The sequence below is a fragment of the Rathayibacter sp. VKM Ac-2928 genome (assembly GCF_022815545.1).
GTDB classification, from domain to species: Bacteria; Actinomycetota; Actinomycetes; order Actinomycetales; family Microbacteriaceae; genus Rathayibacter; species Rathayibacter festucae.
Window position 1 is genome coordinate 222,713 of sequence record NZ_JALGRU010000002.1, and the last position, 17,355, is coordinate 240,067.

The following is a 17,355-nucleotide window of genomic DNA, read 5'->3' on the forward strand; positions in this document are numbered from 1 at the left end:
AAGACCTCGGTCGGCCACCGCCGATCGGACCACAGTGAAAGGAACAGACCAATGAACCGCAAGCTGGCAACGGTGCTCGCCGCGGGCGCGGGGCTCACCCTCGTCCTGTCCGGATGCTCCTCCGACGCGGGGACCGCGGGAGAGGCCGCCGGCACCCCCGGCGCCTCCGAGGGCGGCCTCATCTCGATCATCGTCAACGACCCGGCCAACCCCTACTGGCAGACCGAGGGCGACGTCGCGTCGGCCGAGGCCGAGGCGCTCGGCTACACCGCCAACGTGGGCGCCTCGAAGGGCGACACCAACACCGAGAGCACCCTGATCGACACCGCGATCACCAACAAGTCGGTTGCGATCATCCTCGACCCGGCCAACGCCTCCGGCTCGGTCGGCGCGGTGAAGAAGGCCGACGCGGCGGGCATCCCCGTGATCCTGGTGAACGCCGAGATCAACGAGACCGGCCTCGCGAAGGCGCAGCTCGTCTCCAACAACGCCCAGGGCGCGGCCCTCGGCGCGCAGCAGTGGGTCGCCGACGTCGGCGACACCGCGAACTACGCGGAGCTGTTCGGATCCCCCTCCGACAACAACGCGCAGACCCGCTCGAACGGCTACGCGACCGTGATCTCGCAGTACCCCGGCCTCGTCGAGGTCGCGAACCAGGTCGGCAACTGGGACCGCACGCAGGGCCACGACAAGATGCAGTCGATCCTGCAGGCCAACCCGGACGTCACCGGCGTCATCTCCGGCAACGACGAGATGGCGCTCGGCGCGATCGCGGCGCTGAAGGAGGCCGGCAAGCTCGACCAGGTCAAGGTCGGCGGCTTCGACGGCTCGCCCGACGCGGTCGACGCCATCAAGGCCGGCGAGCTGCAGTACACCGTGCTCCAGCCCGTCGCGACCTTCGCCAAGGAGGCCGTCCAGCAGGCCGACTCCTTCCTCCGCACCGGCGAGACCGGCGCCTCGGAGGAGAAGCAGGCGTTCGACTGCATCCTCATCACGAAGGAGAACGTCGACAAGATGACGGCCCCCTTCACCCTCTCCGAGTAACCCACCCGTCCCTCCTCCCTCCGCGAGATGCCACGTATGAGCGCCTTTCACGGCGTGTCGCGCTCACAAGTGGCATCTCGCGGAGGGGGAGGGGACCTGCACGACGCCGAGGAAGAGGGCACAATGACGCACGTGACTCCGCCGCCCAGCGCCCCCCGGCGCTCCGACACCGTCAGGTTCCCCCTCGACGTCGTCTATCAGGCGGCGCGGATGTACTACCTCGAGGACGCGACCCAGGTCGAGATCGCCGCGCGGCTCGATGTCTCGCGGCCGACCGTCAGCCGCCTCATCGCCGAGGCCCGGCGCCTGGGCCTCGTCCGGATCAGCGTGATCGACCCCTTCGTCGACGAGAACACCGGCCTCGCCGACGCCCTCCGCGAGGCGCTCGGCCTGAACGCCGTGCACCTCGCCCCCGTGACCCACGCCGCCACCCTCGGCCGCGACCTCGCCGTCCCGGTCGCCGCCGCCCTCGCCGACATGCAGCTCGGCGTCGGCGACGCCCTCCTGATGTCGCTCGGCCGCACCGTGCACGACCTGGCCAGCTCGGGGATGCTGCCGCCGCTGCCCGGAGTGACGATCGTCCCCGCCGTCGGTGGCCAGGCCGAGCCGCAGTCCTGGTTCCAGACCAACGAGATCACCCGGATGGCCGCCGCCGCGACCGGCGCCCGCTCCAGCTTCCTCTTCGCGCAGGCCCTGCCCAGCCCGGCGATGCGCTCCGGCCTCGAGGCCGACCCCGCGTTCCTCCAGGTGATGGACCTCTGGAGCAGCGCCAAGGGCGCCCTGCTCGGCATCGGCGCCCCGACCGCCACCCGCCACGAGCTCTCCTCCGGCCTCCCCAGCGACCGGCACCTCTTCGACGAGGCCGCCGGCGACGTCTGCCTCAACTTCTTCCGCGCCGACGGCTCGGCCGTCGAGTTCCCCGGCAGCGAGCGGATGGTCCGCGTCTCCCGTGCCGACCTCGCCGCCCTCCCCCACGCGGTCGGCGTCGCCGTCGGCGTCGACAAGGCCCCGAGCATCCTCGGCGCGATCCGCGGCTCCCTGATCAACGCGCTGGTCACCGACGCGGTGACGGCCCGCGCGGTCCTCGCGGCGGTGTGACGCCGGCCGCGGGCGGCGCTCAGGCCAGCGTCGTGGGCTGCAGCGTCACTGGGTAGGACAGCGGCGGGAGGTCGACCGCGGTCGGGCAGAAGGACGTCGAGCCGAGATCGACCTGCGTGGTGCCCGGAGCGCCGGGGACCGCGAGCACCATGACGGTCGCGGCCGTCGGCGCGCACGAGCCGGTGGTGTCGGTGAGGAACGTGAGGTAGGCGTGCCCGCCCGGCTCGACCGTGACCGGCTCCCCCGAGAACTGCTCGCCGGAACCCGCCTGGACCACGGTGTCCACCGGGGCGCCGGCGTCGTCGAGGAAGGTCACCTCCGGAGTGCCCTGCAGCACGCAGGTGCCGGTGCCCGCATCGGTCAGCTCCACGATCACCGTCACCGTGTCCTGCACCTCGAAGGTGGACGTGCCGGCGAGCGCGCACTCCTCGGCGACCGCCGAGGGCGTGGTCGTCGCGCTCGCGGTGCCGCTCGGAACGGGGCCGGCGGACGCGGTGCCGCCGGCAGCGGTGCCGTCCGGACTCGGCGCCGTGCAGCCCGCGATCCCGACGGCGAGGAGGACGGCCACCCCGCCGAGAGCGCACGCACGACCGGGCTTCATCGCGGACCTCGCACGATCATCGGACGCTCCTTCGCAGCACGGCCCCGCCGGAGGCCGATTCACCGTGCCGGCTCTCCGCGAGCCTCCTCCCAGTGTGCGCGCACGAAGGGAGGAGCGGTAGTGGCCCGCTGACGCAAAACGACAGATGGCGAATAGAGCGCCGGAAACCTACTGTGGAGGGGCGGCCGAGGAGTGGGGGCTCCGGTGACGCCGCAGGCAGACCGACGCGGACGTCGGTGCCGAGGTGCTCTCGGCCGCATCGGGGGACTGCGGCCGAGAGCACCAGCCCGGTCGGGACGGCTCGGCCGAGCCGCGGCCGACTCTCGGAGAATCATGCTGATCGAGCAGCCCGCGGAGCGCGGCGTATCGAGATCCACCCACCCTCGCCCTCGCCCTCGCCCTCGGGGATCGACCCGTGGGCCCGCTCCGCCCTACGCTTCGACGATGACACGCACTGACGCGCCGCGTCGCCCTCGCAACACGGTCGGGCTGATCGGCTTCCTGCTCGCGGTCCTCCAGACGCTGACGCAGATCCTGCTCGCCGGTGCCACCACTGCAATACCGGTGCTCGCCTACGGCAACGGCATCGACGCGACGAGCATCGGCGCGCTGTTCGCGGGCATCGCCCTCGTTCAGCTGCTGCTCGCCGCCGCCACCACCGGGCTCGGCGTCGCCGGCGTGGTCCGCCCGGGACGCCCGCGGATCCTCGCCGCGATCGCCCTGGGCGTCGGGGCGCACGGCGTCCTCGTGGGCCTGGCGACGCTGGTCCTGCCCCCGCTGGTCGGACTCGTCCTGCAGTGATCGCGCCGCGGTCTGCGACGGCCGCGGCGTCACCGGCCCGCCGGATCACGACCGCCCCGCGCCGCCCCCGGTCGTCCGATTCCGGACATGACCGCTAGAGGACGTTGCCTCCACGACCCGGAGCCTGCCACTGTCGCAGAGCGACCGACGACGGTCCACAACTCGAAGGACCGGAGTTCACCGATGAGCGATTCCCTGTCGACCGATCACCCCACGAGCGAGATGACGCCCGAGGTGCTGGCGGCGTTCAGCGACGCCTGGTCCCGCCACGACCTCGAGGAGCTGATGAGCCACGTCACCGACGACTGCGTCTACGGCGCGTCCGTCGGTCCCGAGCCCGGCCGGACCTGGTCCGGGAAGGAGCAGGTCCGCGAGGGCTTCGCGCTGATGCTCGCCTTCGACACCGGCCAGGAGCGGCACGAGGAGGGGGAGCCCCTCATCGCCGGCGCGCGCGGCGCGGCCACCTGGTCCTTCACCGGGACCGGCCCCGACGGCGAGCCCCAGGTCACCCGCGGCTGCGACATCTACGAGTTCCGCGGCGGCAAGATCGCCCGCAAGGACGCCTTCCGGAAGGTGTACAAGGCCGACGCGCCGTCCAACTGACGATCGGAGCCCGCACGCTGCCTCATGGTGGTCGAGTAGCCCCGCAGGGGCGTATCGAGACCCGCCGCGATCAGCAGGGCGGTCCGCATGCTCCTCTTCCGACGCTGGTGGATCTCGATACGCCCGCTCCGCGGCCTACTCGATCAGCATGCTGTAACCCGCACGAACAAGGCGATCGACGTGCAAGAGGCGCCCGCAGACATGCTGGTCGAGTAGCCCCGCCGGGGCGTATCGAGACCCGCCGCGATCAGCAGGGCGGGCCTGCAGACTCCTCTTCCGACGCTGGTGGATCTCGATACGCCCGCTCCGCGGGCTACTCGATCAGCATGCCTTCACCCGAGCGATGCCGGCGACTCTAGGCCTTTCCCGCGAGCCTGAGCGCGCCAGCCACCACCTCCGGCACGCGATCCCAGCTCCGGCACGCCGTTCCGCGCGGAACCGGCGAGCCCAGGCCCGTTCCGCGAGCCTGAGCGCGCCCGCCACCACCTCCGGCACGCGAAACGACCTCCGGCACGCCGTTCCGCGCGGATCCAGCGCGCCCGAGCCGATTCCACGAGCCCGAGCTCACCCTCCGGGACGCGAACCGGCCTCCGACTCGACGATCAGCGAAGAATCTCGCGGCGCGGATGAACGCTCGCGGGGGCCGGGCAGTACCCCTCTTCGAGTCGCCGATCTGCGGCGACCGGAAGTCTCGAGGAGTTCATGATGAGCAGGACCTTGAAAGTCGGCATCACCGCTGTCGCCGTCGCGAGCGTGATGGCCGTCGCCCCCGTGCTGGCCGGCGCGAGCACTGTCGCTCCCGCCGCCGCGACCAGCGATGCCAGCAGCGCTCTGGTCAGCGCCGCCCGCTCGGTGGCCGCCAAGCTGCGCGTCGTCGGTCTCGCCGACGAGGGCACGGCGCTCGTGCAGTTCAACCCCCTCAAGCCCGGCACGGTCTCCGGCAGTGTCGCCGTCACCGGTCTGACCGGCGGCGACACCGCGCTCGTCGGCATCGACTACCGCGTCCAGGACGGCGAGCTCTACGGCGTCGGGAACACCGCGGCGAGCGCCGGCGTCTACTCCATCGACGCGACCACCGGCGTGGCCACCCCGGTCACCCGCCTCACCGTGGCGCTCAGCGGCACCACCTTCGGCGTCGACTTCAACCCCGCCGCCAACGCCCTCCGCGTGATCAGTGACACCGGCCAGAACCTCCGCCAGCCGTTCGCGACTCCGGGTGCCGCGACCGTGGCCGACGGCGCGCTCAGCTACGCCGCGCCCGCCGTCGCCACCGGCGTCAACGGAGCCGCGTACACGAACAACGATCTCGACCCGAACACGGCGACGACCCTCTTCGTCCTCGACACGGCGCTCGACCAGATCGCGATCCAGTCCCCCGCCAACGCCGGCACGCTGGCGCCGACCGGGAAGCTCGGCGTCGACGCCGCCGGTGTCACCGGCTTCGACATCTACTCCGTCCTGCGCAACGGCGGCTCGATCGGCTCGATCGGCCTGGCCGCGGTGAACGGCTCGCTCTACGAGGTGGGCGTGCTCAACGGCACAGCCACCCGCCTCGGCACGATCGGCGCGGACGTCACCGACATCGCGATCCCGCTCGTCCAGCGCTGACCCGACCGGTCAGGCGCGGCACCGACGCCGGCCGGCGCTCCACGGGGAGTGCCGGCCGGCGTCCTGCTCGGCATCGACGTCACTGCTCCGAGGGGGCGGTGCGCGCCCGGAGGACGCCGAGGGCGACGAGCGCGGCGGCGAGGCCGGCCAGGACGAGCCCGGCGACGCCGACCGCGCCGGAGAGCTGCTCGGCCCCGGCCGCCGTCGCCCGGGCGCTCGTGATGCTGCCGGCGACGAGCGCGCTGAGGATCGTGCCGCCGGCGGCGATGCCGACCGCGGTCGCGAGCTCGCTCGCCGTGTCCACGAGGGCCGCGCCGACGGAGGTGCGCTCGGCCGGGAGCCCGCGGAGCACGTTCGTCCCGGCGACGACGCCGACCACGCGCATCCCCGCCGCGACGAGCACGAGGGCGATCAGCACCCCGCCGTAGCCGAAGCGGCCGAGCAGCCCGAAGACGGCGAGCCCGGCGACCACGGCGCCCGCGCTCACCGCGGCGGCGCGCTCGAGGCCGACGCGCGCGACGAAGGGGCCGACGAAGCGACCGCCGGCGAGGAGGACGACGACCTGCGGGAGCAGGCCGAGCGCCGCGGCGGCCGGGCTCCAGCCCCAGGCGAGCTGCAGCTGGAGCGTGACCAGGTAGGAGAGCCCGCCGACGGCGAGACCGGTCGCGGCCTTGAACGCCAGTCCGCTGGAGACGAGCGGCAGGGCCACGAGGCGCAGGTCCAGCAGCGGATGCCGGGCGCTGCGCTGGCGGAGCACGAAGCCGGTCCCCGCGAGGACCGCCGTCGCCACGGCCGCCCACGGCGCCCACGGTCCGACCCCGGTGCTGTCGGCACCCACGGATCCGGTGCCGACGAACAGCGTCGGCGCGACGAGGGCGGCCGCGATCGTCACCGTGCCGAGCAGCGCGCCGACGACGTCGATCGGGCCGCGGTGCAGGTCGTCCGGGGCATCGGCCGGCACGCCCAGGCGGATGCCGATCAGCGCGAGCACCGCGATCGGCACGTTCGCGAGCAGGAGCACCTGCCACGGCGCGACCGCCAGCACGAGACCACCGGCGGTGGGGCCGACCGCGAGTCCGACGAGCCCGGCGGTCGAGACGACGGTCAGCGCCCGGACCCGGAGCTCGTCGGTCCCGAACAGGCGGAAGGCGAGGGCCATCGACCCGGGCGTGGTCATCGCCGCCGCGACCCCCATCACGGCCCGGACGGCGATGAGCTGCTCCGTCGTCGTCACGGCCGCGGTCGCCAGGCTCGCGACGGCGAGCAGCACCAGGCCGGCGAGCATCACCCTGCGGCGTCCGAAGCGGTCGGCGATCGCGCCGAAGAGGAGCATGAGGCCGCCGAACGCGACCGAGTAGGCACCCGTCACCCACTGCAGGCCCGCGGTCGACGCGTGCAGCTCGCGACCGAGCGTCGGCAGGGCGACGTTCAGGACCGAGTTGTCGAGCATCTCGAACAGGAAGACGGCCGAGAGTCCGGCGAGGGCGATCCAGGCGTCGCGCAGGCGGCGGGGAGCCGCGTCTCGCGGGGCGGATCGGGGGGTGTCGTGCACCATGGGCGCACTCCTTCACAGGGAAGAAGTGGCGGATCTCTCGATGCCGCGTGCGCGTGCAGACCGGCGCGGCCTGCGTTTTACCTCAGATGCGACGACCGTACACCCGGGGCGGGTCGAAGGGCGACCACCGCCGCCGAGGTGGCCGGCTCAGCGGAAGGGCAGCGCCTGCTCCCGGCTGGTCAGCGTGCCGCTCGCGACCGGGCTCCGGCGCCCGCCCCCATGCTGGTCGAGTAGCCCCGCAGGGGCGTATCGAGACCCACCGTCGCCAGCACGGATGCCGGAAGCGGCTCAGCGCTCGGGCAGGCGAGCGGTGGTCCAGGCCAGGGCGTCCGCGACGGCGGCGGAGTCCGGTCCGACGACGGTGCCGTGGTCGAGGCCGGGATAGGGGCGCGCCTCCAGGGCGGTGCCGTCGGCGGCGGCGGCCCAGCGCTCCAGCGAGGCGGGGGCGACGACGTCGTCGGCCTCGCCCCAGGCGACGAAGGTCGGGGTGCCGGGCGCGGTCGTGGCCGTGTTGCCCGCGAGGCGGCGCCGGAGCAGCGAGGCCGAGTCGCGGACGCCGACCGGGACGGCCCCCGCGGCGACCTGCTCCAGCCCGGCCGTGAGCTCGGCGGTCGGCGGGTCGCCCAGGCAGCCGGCCGCGACGGCCTCGAGGACGGGGGCGAGCGCCGGATCGAAGCCCTCCGTCGCGGAGTCGTCGCCGTACCAGGCGTCGTAGCCCGCGGCGATCCAGCCGCCGAGCAGCGCGGCCGCGACCGGCGGCGCCGTCGGCGCGATCAGCTCGCCGGGATCGACGGCGGGCGCGAAGGCGGCCACCGCTCGCACGGTCAGCTCGGGCGCGTACGACGCGGCGGTGCTCGCCGTCCAGAGCGCCGCGTGCCCGCCCTGCGAGTGGCCCCAGACCGCGAAGCCGGCGTCGAGTGCGCCGCCGGACAGCTCCCGCGTCGCGCGCACGGCGTCGAGCGACGCGCGCGCCTCCCCCTCGCCGACCAGATAGGGCATCGGCCGGTCCGTGCGCGGATCCGCGAGGTCCGGCGCGACGACGGTCCACCCTCCGCGCAGGAGCTCGTCGAGCCCGGGCACGGCCCCGCCGGTGAGCCAGCCGGGGATCGCGCTCGGCGAGCAGGCGGCCTGCGCGCCGGTCGTCCCGTGCTCCCAGACGAGGATCCGCCCCGCGGCGGCGGCGCCGGCGGCGGTCGGGCTGATCACCAGCGCGTGCGAGGAGACCGCGCGGTCCTGCACGTCGAGCGTGCGGAAGGTGACGCTCTGCACGACCGAGCCGGCCGGCGCCTCCCCCGCCCACGGCCCGACGTCGAGGACCGCCCCGGGCCGCGACGGATCGGCGGACGACGGCGCGGGCTCCGGCGCCGCCACGCAGCCCGCGCCGCCCAGGAGCACCCCGACGGCGAGCAGCGCGACGCCGAGCCCCCGCGCCCGCCCACCCGCGCGACCCGCCCTCACGCGTCGAGGGACCCCGAGACCAGCCCGGCCTTCCACGAAATCGTGCCGTGCTCGAAGTCCTGCACCGTCGTCCCCGCGGCGTTCACGTACTGGCCCGCCAGCGGGAAGCCGTAGGCCGGCCGCCACGCGGTCAGGATGTCGCCGAGCACGAGCCAGGTCCCCGTCGGCGCGTTCGAGAAGACGCGCACGCCGGTCGGGCCGTTCTGCATCCCGTCGGCGAACGGCCCCGACGGCGGCAGCGCGACCTGCCGCCAGAGCACCCCGGCGGCGACCGGCGAGCTCCACCAGCCGGTCGGCGTCTCGAAGCGGGTGCCGGACACGTGGTCGCGCCCGAGAGCGGTCGGCCCCACGGTGAAGACGGGGCTCACCGCCGCGCCGAGGGCGGAGTCGGCGTGCGCGTCGAAGCGGACGACCTCGTCGCGCGCGGGGACGCCGTTCTGGAGCATCCACTGCACCGCGAAGGCCGCCTGCTTCGGCGCGTTCGCCGTGTCGAAGACGCCGAAGGTGTCGGAGGCCCCCTGGTCCTTCAGCTCGTGGAGGTACATCGGCCCGGCGAAGGACATCTCGGCCCACTGCGTCACGCCCGACGAGAGGAACCGCGCCTGCGGATCCGTGCCCAGGACGCTCGGGTAGCCGTACTCCGTCGCCCAGATCTGCGACGACCCCGCTCCGGCCGCCCGCAGCGACGCTGCGAAGCCGATCACCTGGCGCACCGGAGTGAGGTCCCAGCGGGCGCTCTCGGCGAGGGTGCCGTCCATGTCGTAGGGGTGGAAGGCGTAGTGGTCCACCTTCGTCGCGACGATGCCCGCGGCGATCATCCGGCGGACGAACTCCGGCGCGAGCATGTCGCCCGCGGCGGTCGATCCCGGCCCGAGACCGCCGCAGACGGTCAGGGTCCCGGGGGCGGCCGCGCGGATCTCCTCGACCGCCGCCTTCACGAGCGAGGTGAAGAACACCGGATCCGGCCCGGGCCAGAAGTACTCCTTGCCGTTGGGCTCGTTCCAGATCTCGTAGGCGAAGATCCGCCCCTTGTAGCGGGTCGCTGCGGCCTTGACGAAGCGGCGCCAGGTGGTGAGCGAGGCGGGCCGGTTGTGCGGCTGCCCCTCCTTCTTCTGCGCCGCGGCCCAGTACGGGGCGCTGCCGAGCACGGCCAGCACCGACAGCCCCCGGGCGCGGGCGCCGTCGACGATCGGATCGAACAGCGACCAGTCGAAGGTGCCGCTCTTCTGCTCGGCGAAGAACCAGGAGAGGTCGAAGCGGAGGGAGTTCGCGCCCACCGCGACCATCCAGTCGAGGCTGCGGGTGCGCGACTCCGCCGTCTCCCAGAGGATCCCGGAGTTGACCGAGAAGCCCGCCCCCGAGCGGGGCGCGATCGCGCGGGGCGCGGCGGCCGCGGCGCTCGGCAGCGCTCCCGCCGAGAGCGCGAGCGTGGACAGCCCCGCGGCGGAGATCAGTCCGCGGCGGGAGAATCGTGGTGCGTCGGACGGTCTGCTCGATGCCATGGCGCTGCTCCTCCACCGGTGCACCGAGAGCTCTCCCCCGGCCGTGTCCCCCGATCATTCCCGCTCCCCGCGGATCCCGCCCCCGTGCGGATCCGGCCGCGCAGGGCGCTCCCGAGGGGCGCCGCCTCGGTAGCATCGATCCGGGTCGACGCGGGCGGACCCGTCGAGGGCCCGATGCGAGGAGGATCCGTGGCCGAGAGACCGGGAATCGACGCCGGCAGGCGCGAACGGCTCCCCGAACCCCCTCGGCCGGCCGGCACGACGCCCGCCGAGATTGGCGGATTCGGGCGCCGCCCTGTCGCAGCGGCACGCCCCGGCGCCGTTCGAGGAGCCGCCCGATGAGCGCCGCGGAGACCGCCGCCGAGCCGTCGCTCCGCCGCCGGCGCTCCCCGCGGATCCTGCTGGTCTGCGAGGGCAACATCTGCCGGTCGCCCGCGGCCGAGCTCCTCCTCGAGTCCCTGCTCGACGGCGTGCCGGTGCGGATCGCGAGCGCGGGGCTCGGCGCCGCGATCGATCGGCCGATGCCCGAGCCGATGCGCGCGGCGATCGCGGACTGGGGCGTCGACGCGCACGCCCTCGATGAGCACCGCGGCCGGCAGCTCACCCCCGAGCTGCTCGAGCGCTCCGATCTGGTGCTCACCATGACCCGGGAGCAGCGCACCGCGGTCGTGCGCCTCGCCCCGGCCCTCCTCTCCCGCGCCTTCACCCTCGCCGAGCTCGCCCGCCTGGCCGACGGCGCCCGCCCCGGCGACTCGGCCGATCCCGGCACCCGGCTCCGGCAGCTGCTCGCCAGCGTGCAGGCCCGACGGCCGCTCGCCCAGGCGGCCGCCGCCGCCGAGGACATCGCCGACCCCTACCGCCGGTCCCACGACTCCTACGAGCAGGCGGCCACGGCGATCCGGGACGCGCTCGAGCGGGCCGCACCGGCGCTCCGGGCAGCGCTCACGCCGGGCGACGGCGTCCCAGCTTCCGCAGTCGCAGCGCCGGTCGCTCCACCCCCAGGAACACCACCGACGCCAGCGCGACGGTCGTAGCGAGCACGACGGCGGCGCCGGTCACCAGCCCGAGCGGGGTGTCCGGGAAGTCGACGCCGGCGCGGTCCAGGAAGAGGATCACCGGCATGTGCAGCAGGTAGATGCTGAGCGAGGTCTTGCCCAGCCAGAGCAGCACCGGGTTGTCGACGAGGTGCGAGACGCGCCAGACCGAGTGGCCGTCCTTGACCGGCAGCGCGAGCAGCAGGATCACCCCGAGCGACGCGATCGCCACGCCCGCGCTGATGAACCGCGGCACGAGCAGGTAGGCGGCCACCACCGCGACGAGCCCGACCGCGATCGCGATCCAGCCCGAGCGCCGGGCCGTGCGCAGCCCGCGCGGCCCGACCGCCTCGCGCTCGACGGCGATCCAGACGACGATCGCGATCATCCCCCAGCCGAAGCCGTCGGCCCAGACTGGCAGGCTGCGGCTGAAGACCGCGAGGGCGTTCGGCCCCCACTCCGAGGAGCCGTACTCGAGACCCGACGCCTGCTGCCAGAGCGTGCCGGCGGTCTTCGAGACCAGGCCCACCGCGACGAGGACCGCTCCCGGTGCCGCCGCGACCGCGTAGCGCCCGAGCCGCGGAGCGACCCGGCCGAGGACCAGGACGCAGACGGCCACCAGCGGCGGCAGCAGCAGGTAGTAGGCGAGCTCGATGGTCAGCGTCCAGGCGGGCGCGATGCCGGTCTGGATCTGGGAGGGGAGGTAGGACTGCTGGAGGCTGAGGTGCAGGAGCACCCGCCACGGATCCTCGAAGCGGCCGATCGCGCTGTCGCCCGCACCGTCGCGGACGGCGTCGTAGGCGTTGGTGAGGTAGAGGGTGCCGCTGAGCCAGGCCACGACGAAGCCGACGGTCGCTCCCGGGAAGACGCGCAGCACCCGCGAGAGCGCGTAGTCGCCGAGCTTCCCGCGCATGCTCGTCCCGGCGACGACCGCCCGGGCGAACGGCCAGTAGATCAGGAAGCCGCTCAGCACGAAGAAGGAGACGACCGCCTGCGCAGTGACCTCGAGCCCCGTCCCGCGGAGGGCGCCGGGCGCCCAGTGCGAGCCGACGTGCGCGACGATGATGCAGATCGCCAGGCCGCCGCGGAAGCCGTCGAGGCCGATGACGCGCAGGGGGCGGCGGACGGGGGTCCGCTGGGTGGTGGCGGTCATGGCTGACGCTCCTGTCGGGGGGACGGCTGCGGAGTCGCGAGGGCGGCGGCGGTCCGCACTCCGGCCACCGGATCGGCGGGTGGCGGCGCGGGCGGAGCCACGCTGCAGAGCTGGGTCAGCAGCAGGCCGAAGGCGAGCGTGAGCGGGGTCATCGTGACGACCGGGAAGTCGACCTGGAAGGCGAAGAAGACCGTCCCGGCGTAGACCGCAAGGGCGAGGTCCGAGCCGGACCCCGAGCCCGCCCGCCGCGACCGCCGGACCGCGACGACCAGCACCACGAGCAGCAGCGCCACGAAGAGCAGCCCCGAGAGGATCCCCGCGCGCCAGACGATCAGCAGCGGCGTGTTGGCGACGTGGTTGAGCGAGTAGCCGTAGGCCGCGTCGGTGAACTCCCGCAGGTCCCAGCCCCGGCCGAACCACCAGTGCCCGGCCATCTGCCCGGGGTAGTTCGCCAGCGCGTCGACGCGGTCCGAGACGCCCGCGGTGCGCGAGTCGAAGGAGTCGACGAAGCGGTCTCGGAGCGCCGGCACCCAGTAGAGGCTCCCGAGCGCGAGGATCCCGCCCGCGACCGACGCGGCGCGGGCGCCCGCCGAGCGGTGCGAGACCACGAGCGTCACGGCGAGGCCGAGCACCAGCGCGCCCATCGCGCCGCGGGAGAACGTCCCGACGATCGCCGCGCCGAGCAGGACGAGCACCAGGATCCGCGGCCGGCCGCGCAGCTGCGCGCCGGCGATCCCGAAGGCGAAGAGGAAGAACAGCCCCGCGACGTTCGGGTCGACGTAGAGCCCGCTGACCCGGGTGAGCGAGGAGCCGTCCACCGTCACGGTCCGCAGGTTGCCGACCGCCGAGGTGTCGCCGTAGCCGAAGAGGGCGAGCGAGTTGAGCAGCTGCCCGCCCGGATCGAGCACCACCATGACCAGCGCGGTCGCCGCGCCGAGCGCCGCGCCCGCGACGAAGGCCCGCAGCACCGTCCGCCGCATCCGCTCGTCGGCGACGAGCGCGAGGATCGTGATGCCGGCCGCGAGCGCCCAGCGGAGGTAGGTGAGCAGGGCCCCGATCCCGTCGAAGGTCACCACCATCGAGAAGGCCGAGACGATCAGGAAGGCCGTCAGCACGCCGAGCACCGCGGTGCTCTGCGGGCTGGAGCGGGGCCGCAGGCAGAGCACGCTCACGGCGAACCAGACGGCGAGCGCCAGCACGGCGTAGGTCCCGGTGCCGGGGACGGTGGCGAACGGCGCCGCGCCGAGCACCCCGCCGAGGGCGACGGCAGAGAGCGCGGGGACGCGGACGGCGAGGTGGAGCAGCAGCGGCGCGCTGCAGAGCAGGATCGCCACCGCGGTCGTCGCGACGCCGCCGCGGACGACGGCGAGCAGCAGCGCCGCCAGCGCGACGAGCGCGTAGGCGACGGCCGCGAGCACCGGCAGCGGTCGCCGGCTCACGGCGCCAGCCAGTCCTGGACCGCCCGGAGCGGGCGCTCCTGCCGCCAGTGCTCGATGTTCTGCTCGTAGACGTCGTCGCCGAGGCGGCGTGCGAGCGCGGAGTCGAGGAGGAGCCGGCGCGCCTGCTCGATGAAGCCCTCCCTGGTCTTCTCCACCGGGAGATCGAAGAGGGAGTCCAGGCTCCCCACGGCGGCGGGCGTGCCGACGACCGGCATCCCGCGCGCGACGGCGTCGAGGATCTTCACCCGCACGCCTCCGCCTGTGGCGATCGAGGCGAGGATCCCGCGGCAGGAGGCGAGCGTCGCGTCGAGGTCGTCGACGAAGCCGAGCTCGCGGACCCCCTCCGTCACGGGCAGCGGCCGCTCGCCGTGCCCGATGACGAGCAGCTCGGCGCCGGGGATGCCCGCGCGGATGGCAGGCCACCACTGCAGCAGCAGGCGCACGCCCTCCTAGTTCGGCGGCCAGCGGCGGTCGCCGACGAAGGCGACCCGCGGCGCGGCAAGGTCGCGCCGGTGGCGGGACACCGGCGGGAGGGTGACGTCCAGCCAGCGCGTCCGCCGCACTCCCCGGCGCGCGAAGTCGTCCGCCTCGCCGGCGTCGTAGGTGGCGACCGCGACCGCCTCGCGCACCGCCCGCAGCTCGTCGCGGAGGATCATGCCGCTCTGCAGGCGCCCGAGGTTCCCGCGCGCCGCGCCCCAGACCAGCGACTCCGACACGACGGTGTTGATGTACAGCTTCTTCTGCACGCCGGAGCGGAAGTACGGCTCGGCGAGGTAGGTGTGGTCGGCGACGACCCGGTCGGCGTCGCTCGCGGTGATGGCGGCGCGCAGCTCGGGCAGGTCGAAGCGCTCGTGCACCAGGCTCCGCCCGCGCGCGAGCGCCCCGGCGACGAGGCGCACCGGCGACGGCGGCGACTTCTTCACGAGCGTGTTCCCGTTCCGCACGCCCGACTCGCGCGAGAGCGCGATGTAGCGGACGGGCCCGAGCTGCTGCGCGAGCGAGTAGACGAGCGAGAACATCATCATGTCCCCGGTGCGCTCGAGCTCGGGGTCCTTGGCGACGAGGAACTCGGTGACGCCGCTCATGCGGATCCCTCCCCTGTCCTGCCCGCCAGCGGAGCCGCCGGAGGAGGATCGATCGCCGGATCGGCGGGAGCCTCCGGCGGCCCGCCCGCCCGCCGGTAGGAGTCGTGCAGGACGACGGCGAAGGCGCCGACCAGGAGCACCTCGCCGACGACGGCCGCGAGCGCCGCGGCCGTCCCGCCGGCGACGCCCGCGAGCACCGCGATCGCCAGGCACTCGGCGCGCAGAAGCAGGGCCGCCCCCGCGCCGAGGATGCGGCGCCGGTCGGCGCCCAGCACGTACAGCGCGGTGACCCACGCGTTCGAGACGGAGCGCAGACCGGCGAACGGGGCCAGCACGAGCAGCAGCACGCCGACCTGCGCGGTCCGCTGGTCCAGGAGCAGGACGCCGCCCACTCCCGCGGTCCCGAGCGCCATCACCGCGCCCAGCCCGAGAACGAGCCCGAGCGGCGGGCCGCCGTGCCGGCGCCCGCCCGCGTCCCGCAGCGACGCCGTGTACTGCTGGCCGAGCAGCTGCCCGACGATCGACGCCGCGAGCACCAGCTGCGAGGCGATCGCGTAGGCGCCGACGACCTCGTCGCCGAGCAGGAAGCCGAGGAGGAGGATGTCGCCCTGCAGGTAGAGCGCCGTGATGACCGCGTCGACGACGAGCAGCAGCTGCCCGCGCGCGCCCCGCGGCCAGCGCGGCCGGACCCCGCGGATCCCGCGGACGGCGACGACCGCGACGACGAGGTAGGGCAGGACGTAGGCGAGCATCAGCAGCTCGAGCGGGAGACCCCGCCCCGCGAGCAGCCAGAGCCCGACCGCTGCCAGGATCGAGCCGACCTGCCGGGCGGCGTCCCAGCGGGTCGGCAGCATCGGCTCGCCGTCGCGCAGCGCCCGGCTCTTGACCGCGTTGAACAGCATCTCACCGCCGGCGATCAGCAGGGCGAGCCCGGCGACGAACGACCAGGCGTAGACCATCGCGCCCAGCGCGAACAGGGCGAGGCCGAGCAGCGTGCGGGCGCTGCGCTCCGCCGCGTAGGTCGCCGCGTCCACGCGGACGCTGCGCACCAGGAAGATGTTCTCGGACGGAGCGGCGAGCACCGCCGCGGCGGCGAACGCCATCGCGTACAGGCCGTAGTCGCCGAGGCCGACGGTCGCCACCAGGAACAGCATCCAGGCCAGTCCAGAGCCGCGGCCCAGCACCATCCAGCCGCTCGCGCCGGCGAGGGCGAGGATCCGCCGGTGCCCCTGCCCCGCGGCGGCCGTCCCGGTCACGAGCGCGCGCCCTCGAGCAGCGCGGACCAGCGACGGGCGAACACCGCGAAGGCCGCCGCGCTGGTGAGCCGCTCCGCGAGGCCGGCCGAGCGCTCCGCGAGCGCGCCGATCGCCGCGTCGTCGGGCACCACGGCGTTGACCCGCTCGGCCAGCTCGCGCACGCCACCCTCGACCACCTCGGCCTCGTCGCTGAGACCCGGGTGGCCGAGGGCGATGATCGGCGTCCGGTAGGCGAGAGCGCGCGCGACGACGCTCGACGCGACGTGGATCGTGGGACCGTAGGCGCCGCGCCGGCCGTAGGGCAGCACGATCGCGCGGACGCCGGCGAAGAAGCGGTCCTCGTCCTCGCCCTCCACGCCGCCCAGCACCCGCACGCCCGGCACCGGCTCCAGCGCCTCGGTGCCGCGCCCCGCCACCACGATCTCGATGGCCGGATCGACGGCCTCGCGGAGCGCGGCGAGCTGGTCGAAGCCCTTCCCCCGGTAGACGTAGCCGAAGAGCCCGATCGCGAGCGGGCGCTCCGCCGCCGGGGCGACGGCCGGCTTGACCGGGGCGGGCAGGAAGGCGACGTCGACGTCGCGGACGCGCAGCTCCTCCTCGATCGCCGCCGCCCCCGACGCGGTGAGGGCGAAGAGCGAGACGCCGCGCAGCACGCGCCGCTCGAGCAGGCGGTGCAGCCGCATCAGCGGGAAGTGGATCGCGTGGGTCGCGAAGTGGCTGCGGCCGACGAGCGCGGTGCGGAACGGCGTCCAGACCGCGAGCGGAGCGTCGTGCAGCGTGGCGGTGACGACGCTCGCCCGCGCGCGCACCCGACGGCTCGCGAGCAGCCAGAACGGCACGATCACGCCGCCGCTGTGCTCGGTGTGCACGATCACCGGGCCGGTGGCCGCCTCGATCGCTCGCAGGACCTCGCGGCGGGCCCGTCGGACCTCGGCCACGCCGTCCGCCCCGGCCCCGCCGTGCCGCACCTCGACGACCGCGCCGGCCACCTCGCGGGCCCGGGCGATGAGGTCGTCGGCGTAGTCGCTCACTCCGCTGGAGCCGGTGCGCGGGGCGACGTAGACGAGGGTGACGTCCGACCAGCCCTCGGCGCCCTCGTACTCGCGGCTCATCGCCGC

At 74.5% G+C, this 17,355-nt stretch carries 16 protein-coding genes; 6 read left to right on the forward strand and 10 right to left on the reverse strand.

Annotated elements, in window-relative coordinates; translation table 11 throughout:
• Positions 1–51: 51 nt before the first annotated feature.
• Both MT350_RS08635 and MT350_RS08640 read left to right on the forward strand, forming a co-directional pair.
• Complete coding sequence (locus MT350_RS08635) at positions 52–1,044, forward strand: D-ribose ABC transporter substrate-binding protein (protein WP_243599547.1); 993 nt, start codon at positions 52–54, stop codon at positions 1,042–1,044.
• A 123-nt stretch (positions 1,045–1,167) separates the two neighbouring features.
• Positions 1,168–2,142: a sugar-binding transcriptional regulator gene (locus tag MT350_RS08640; protein WP_243615732.1), complete on the forward strand. Its 975-nt coding sequence runs from the start codon at positions 1,168–1,170 to the stop codon at positions 2,140–2,142.
• A 19-nt stretch (positions 2,143–2,161) separates the two neighbouring features.
• Here MT350_RS08640 and MT350_RS08645 read toward each other — a convergent pair whose 3' ends face one another.
• Entirely contained in the window at positions 2,162–2,743 is a 582-nt protein-coding gene (locus MT350_RS08645) for a DUF4232 domain-containing protein (RefSeq protein WP_243615733.1), read from the reverse strand.
• A 444-nt stretch (positions 2,744–3,187) separates the two neighbouring features.
• On the opposite strand from MT350_RS08645, the gene MT350_RS08650 reads away from it, so the two are divergent.
• The 3 genes from MT350_RS08650 to MT350_RS08660 all read left to right on the forward strand — a co-directional run bounded on the left by MT350_RS08650 (position 3,188) and on the right by MT350_RS08660 (position 5,755).
• On the forward strand, positions 3,188–3,544 hold the full coding sequence (locus MT350_RS08650) for a hypothetical protein (RefSeq protein ID WP_243615734.1): 357 nt from the start codon (positions 3,188–3,190) through the stop codon (positions 3,542–3,544).
• A gap of 183 nt (positions 3,545–3,727) precedes the next feature.
• Entirely contained in the window at positions 3,728–4,147 is a 420-nt protein-coding gene (locus MT350_RS08655) for a nuclear transport factor 2 family protein (RefSeq protein WP_243615735.1), read from the forward strand.
• A gap of 705 nt (positions 4,148–4,852) precedes the next feature.
• Entirely contained in the window at positions 4,853–5,755 is a 903-nt protein-coding gene (locus MT350_RS08660; protein ID WP_207901615.1) for a DUF4394 domain-containing protein, read from the forward strand.
• A 79-nt stretch (positions 5,756–5,834) separates the two neighbouring features.
• Here the strand turns inward: MT350_RS08660 and MT350_RS08665 are convergent, their stop codons facing one another.
• From MT350_RS08665 to MT350_RS08675, 3 genes are all read right to left on the reverse strand, one after another.
• The gene (locus tag MT350_RS08665; RefSeq protein WP_243615736.1) at positions 5,835–7,310 is read right to left on the reverse strand and encodes an MFS transporter; all 1,476 of its coding nucleotides are present in this window, start codon (positions 7,308–7,310) and stop codon (positions 5,835–5,837) included.
• Between the two features lie 288 nt (positions 7,311–7,598).
• On the reverse strand, positions 7,599–8,768 hold the full coding sequence (locus tag MT350_RS08670; RefSeq protein WP_243615737.1) for a lipase family protein: 1,170 nt from the start codon (positions 8,766–8,768) through the stop codon (positions 7,599–7,601).
• A complete protein-coding gene (locus tag MT350_RS08675) occupies positions 8,765–10,270 on the reverse strand; it encodes a cellulase family glycosylhydrolase (RefSeq protein WP_243599540.1) in 1,506 nt (501 codons plus the stop codon). The genes MT350_RS08670 and MT350_RS08675 overlap by 4 nt, the downstream gene beginning before the upstream one ends.
• A 338-nt stretch (positions 10,271–10,608) precedes the next feature.
• Between MT350_RS08675 and MT350_RS20040 the strand changes: the two genes are divergently transcribed.
• Positions 10,609–11,304, forward strand: a complete 696-nt coding sequence (locus tag MT350_RS20040; protein ID WP_279396338.1) for a low molecular weight phosphatase family protein — start codon at positions 10,609–10,611, stop codon at positions 11,302–11,304.
• Here the strand turns inward: MT350_RS20040 and MT350_RS08685 are convergent.
• The 6 genes from MT350_RS08685 to MT350_RS08710 are packed head-to-tail and all read right to left on the reverse strand — an operon-like array spanning position 11,213 to position 17,349.
• The gene (locus MT350_RS08685; protein ID WP_243615738.1) at positions 11,213–12,457 is read right to left on the reverse strand and encodes an acyltransferase; all 1,245 of its coding nucleotides are present in this window, start codon (positions 12,455–12,457) and stop codon (positions 11,213–11,215) included. The two genes, MT350_RS20040 and MT350_RS08685, sit on opposite strands and share 92 nt — an antisense overlap.
• On the reverse strand, positions 12,454–13,896 hold the full coding sequence (locus MT350_RS08690; RefSeq protein WP_243615739.1) for a hypothetical protein: 1,443 nt from the start codon (positions 13,894–13,896) through the stop codon (positions 12,454–12,456). Before MT350_RS08690 ends, MT350_RS08685 begins: the two co-directional genes overlap by 4 nt.
• The gene (locus MT350_RS08695; RefSeq protein ID WP_243615740.1) at positions 13,893–14,339 is read right to left on the reverse strand and encodes a glycosyltransferase family 4 protein; all 447 of its coding nucleotides are present in this window, start codon (positions 14,337–14,339) and stop codon (positions 13,893–13,895) included. The genes MT350_RS08690 and MT350_RS08695 overlap by 4 nt, the downstream gene beginning before the upstream one ends.
• A gap of 6 nt (positions 14,340–14,345) precedes the next feature.
• A complete protein-coding gene (locus tag MT350_RS08700; RefSeq protein ID WP_243615741.1) occupies positions 14,346–14,981 on the reverse strand; it encodes a hypothetical protein in 636 nt (211 codons plus the stop codon).
• Positions 14,978–16,237 (reverse strand): hypothetical protein, encoded by a 1,260-nt coding sequence (locus tag MT350_RS08705; RefSeq protein ID WP_243615742.1) that lies wholly within the window; start codon positions 16,235–16,237, stop codon positions 14,978–14,980. Before MT350_RS08705 ends, MT350_RS08700 begins: the two co-directional genes overlap by 4 nt.
• Positions 16,234–17,349, reverse strand: coding sequence for a hypothetical protein (locus MT350_RS08710; protein ID WP_243615743.1), 1,116 nt, complete (start codon positions 17,347–17,349; stop codon positions 16,234–16,236). Before MT350_RS08710 ends, MT350_RS08705 begins: the two co-directional genes overlap by 4 nt.
• Positions 17,350–17,355 lie beyond the last annotated feature (6 nt).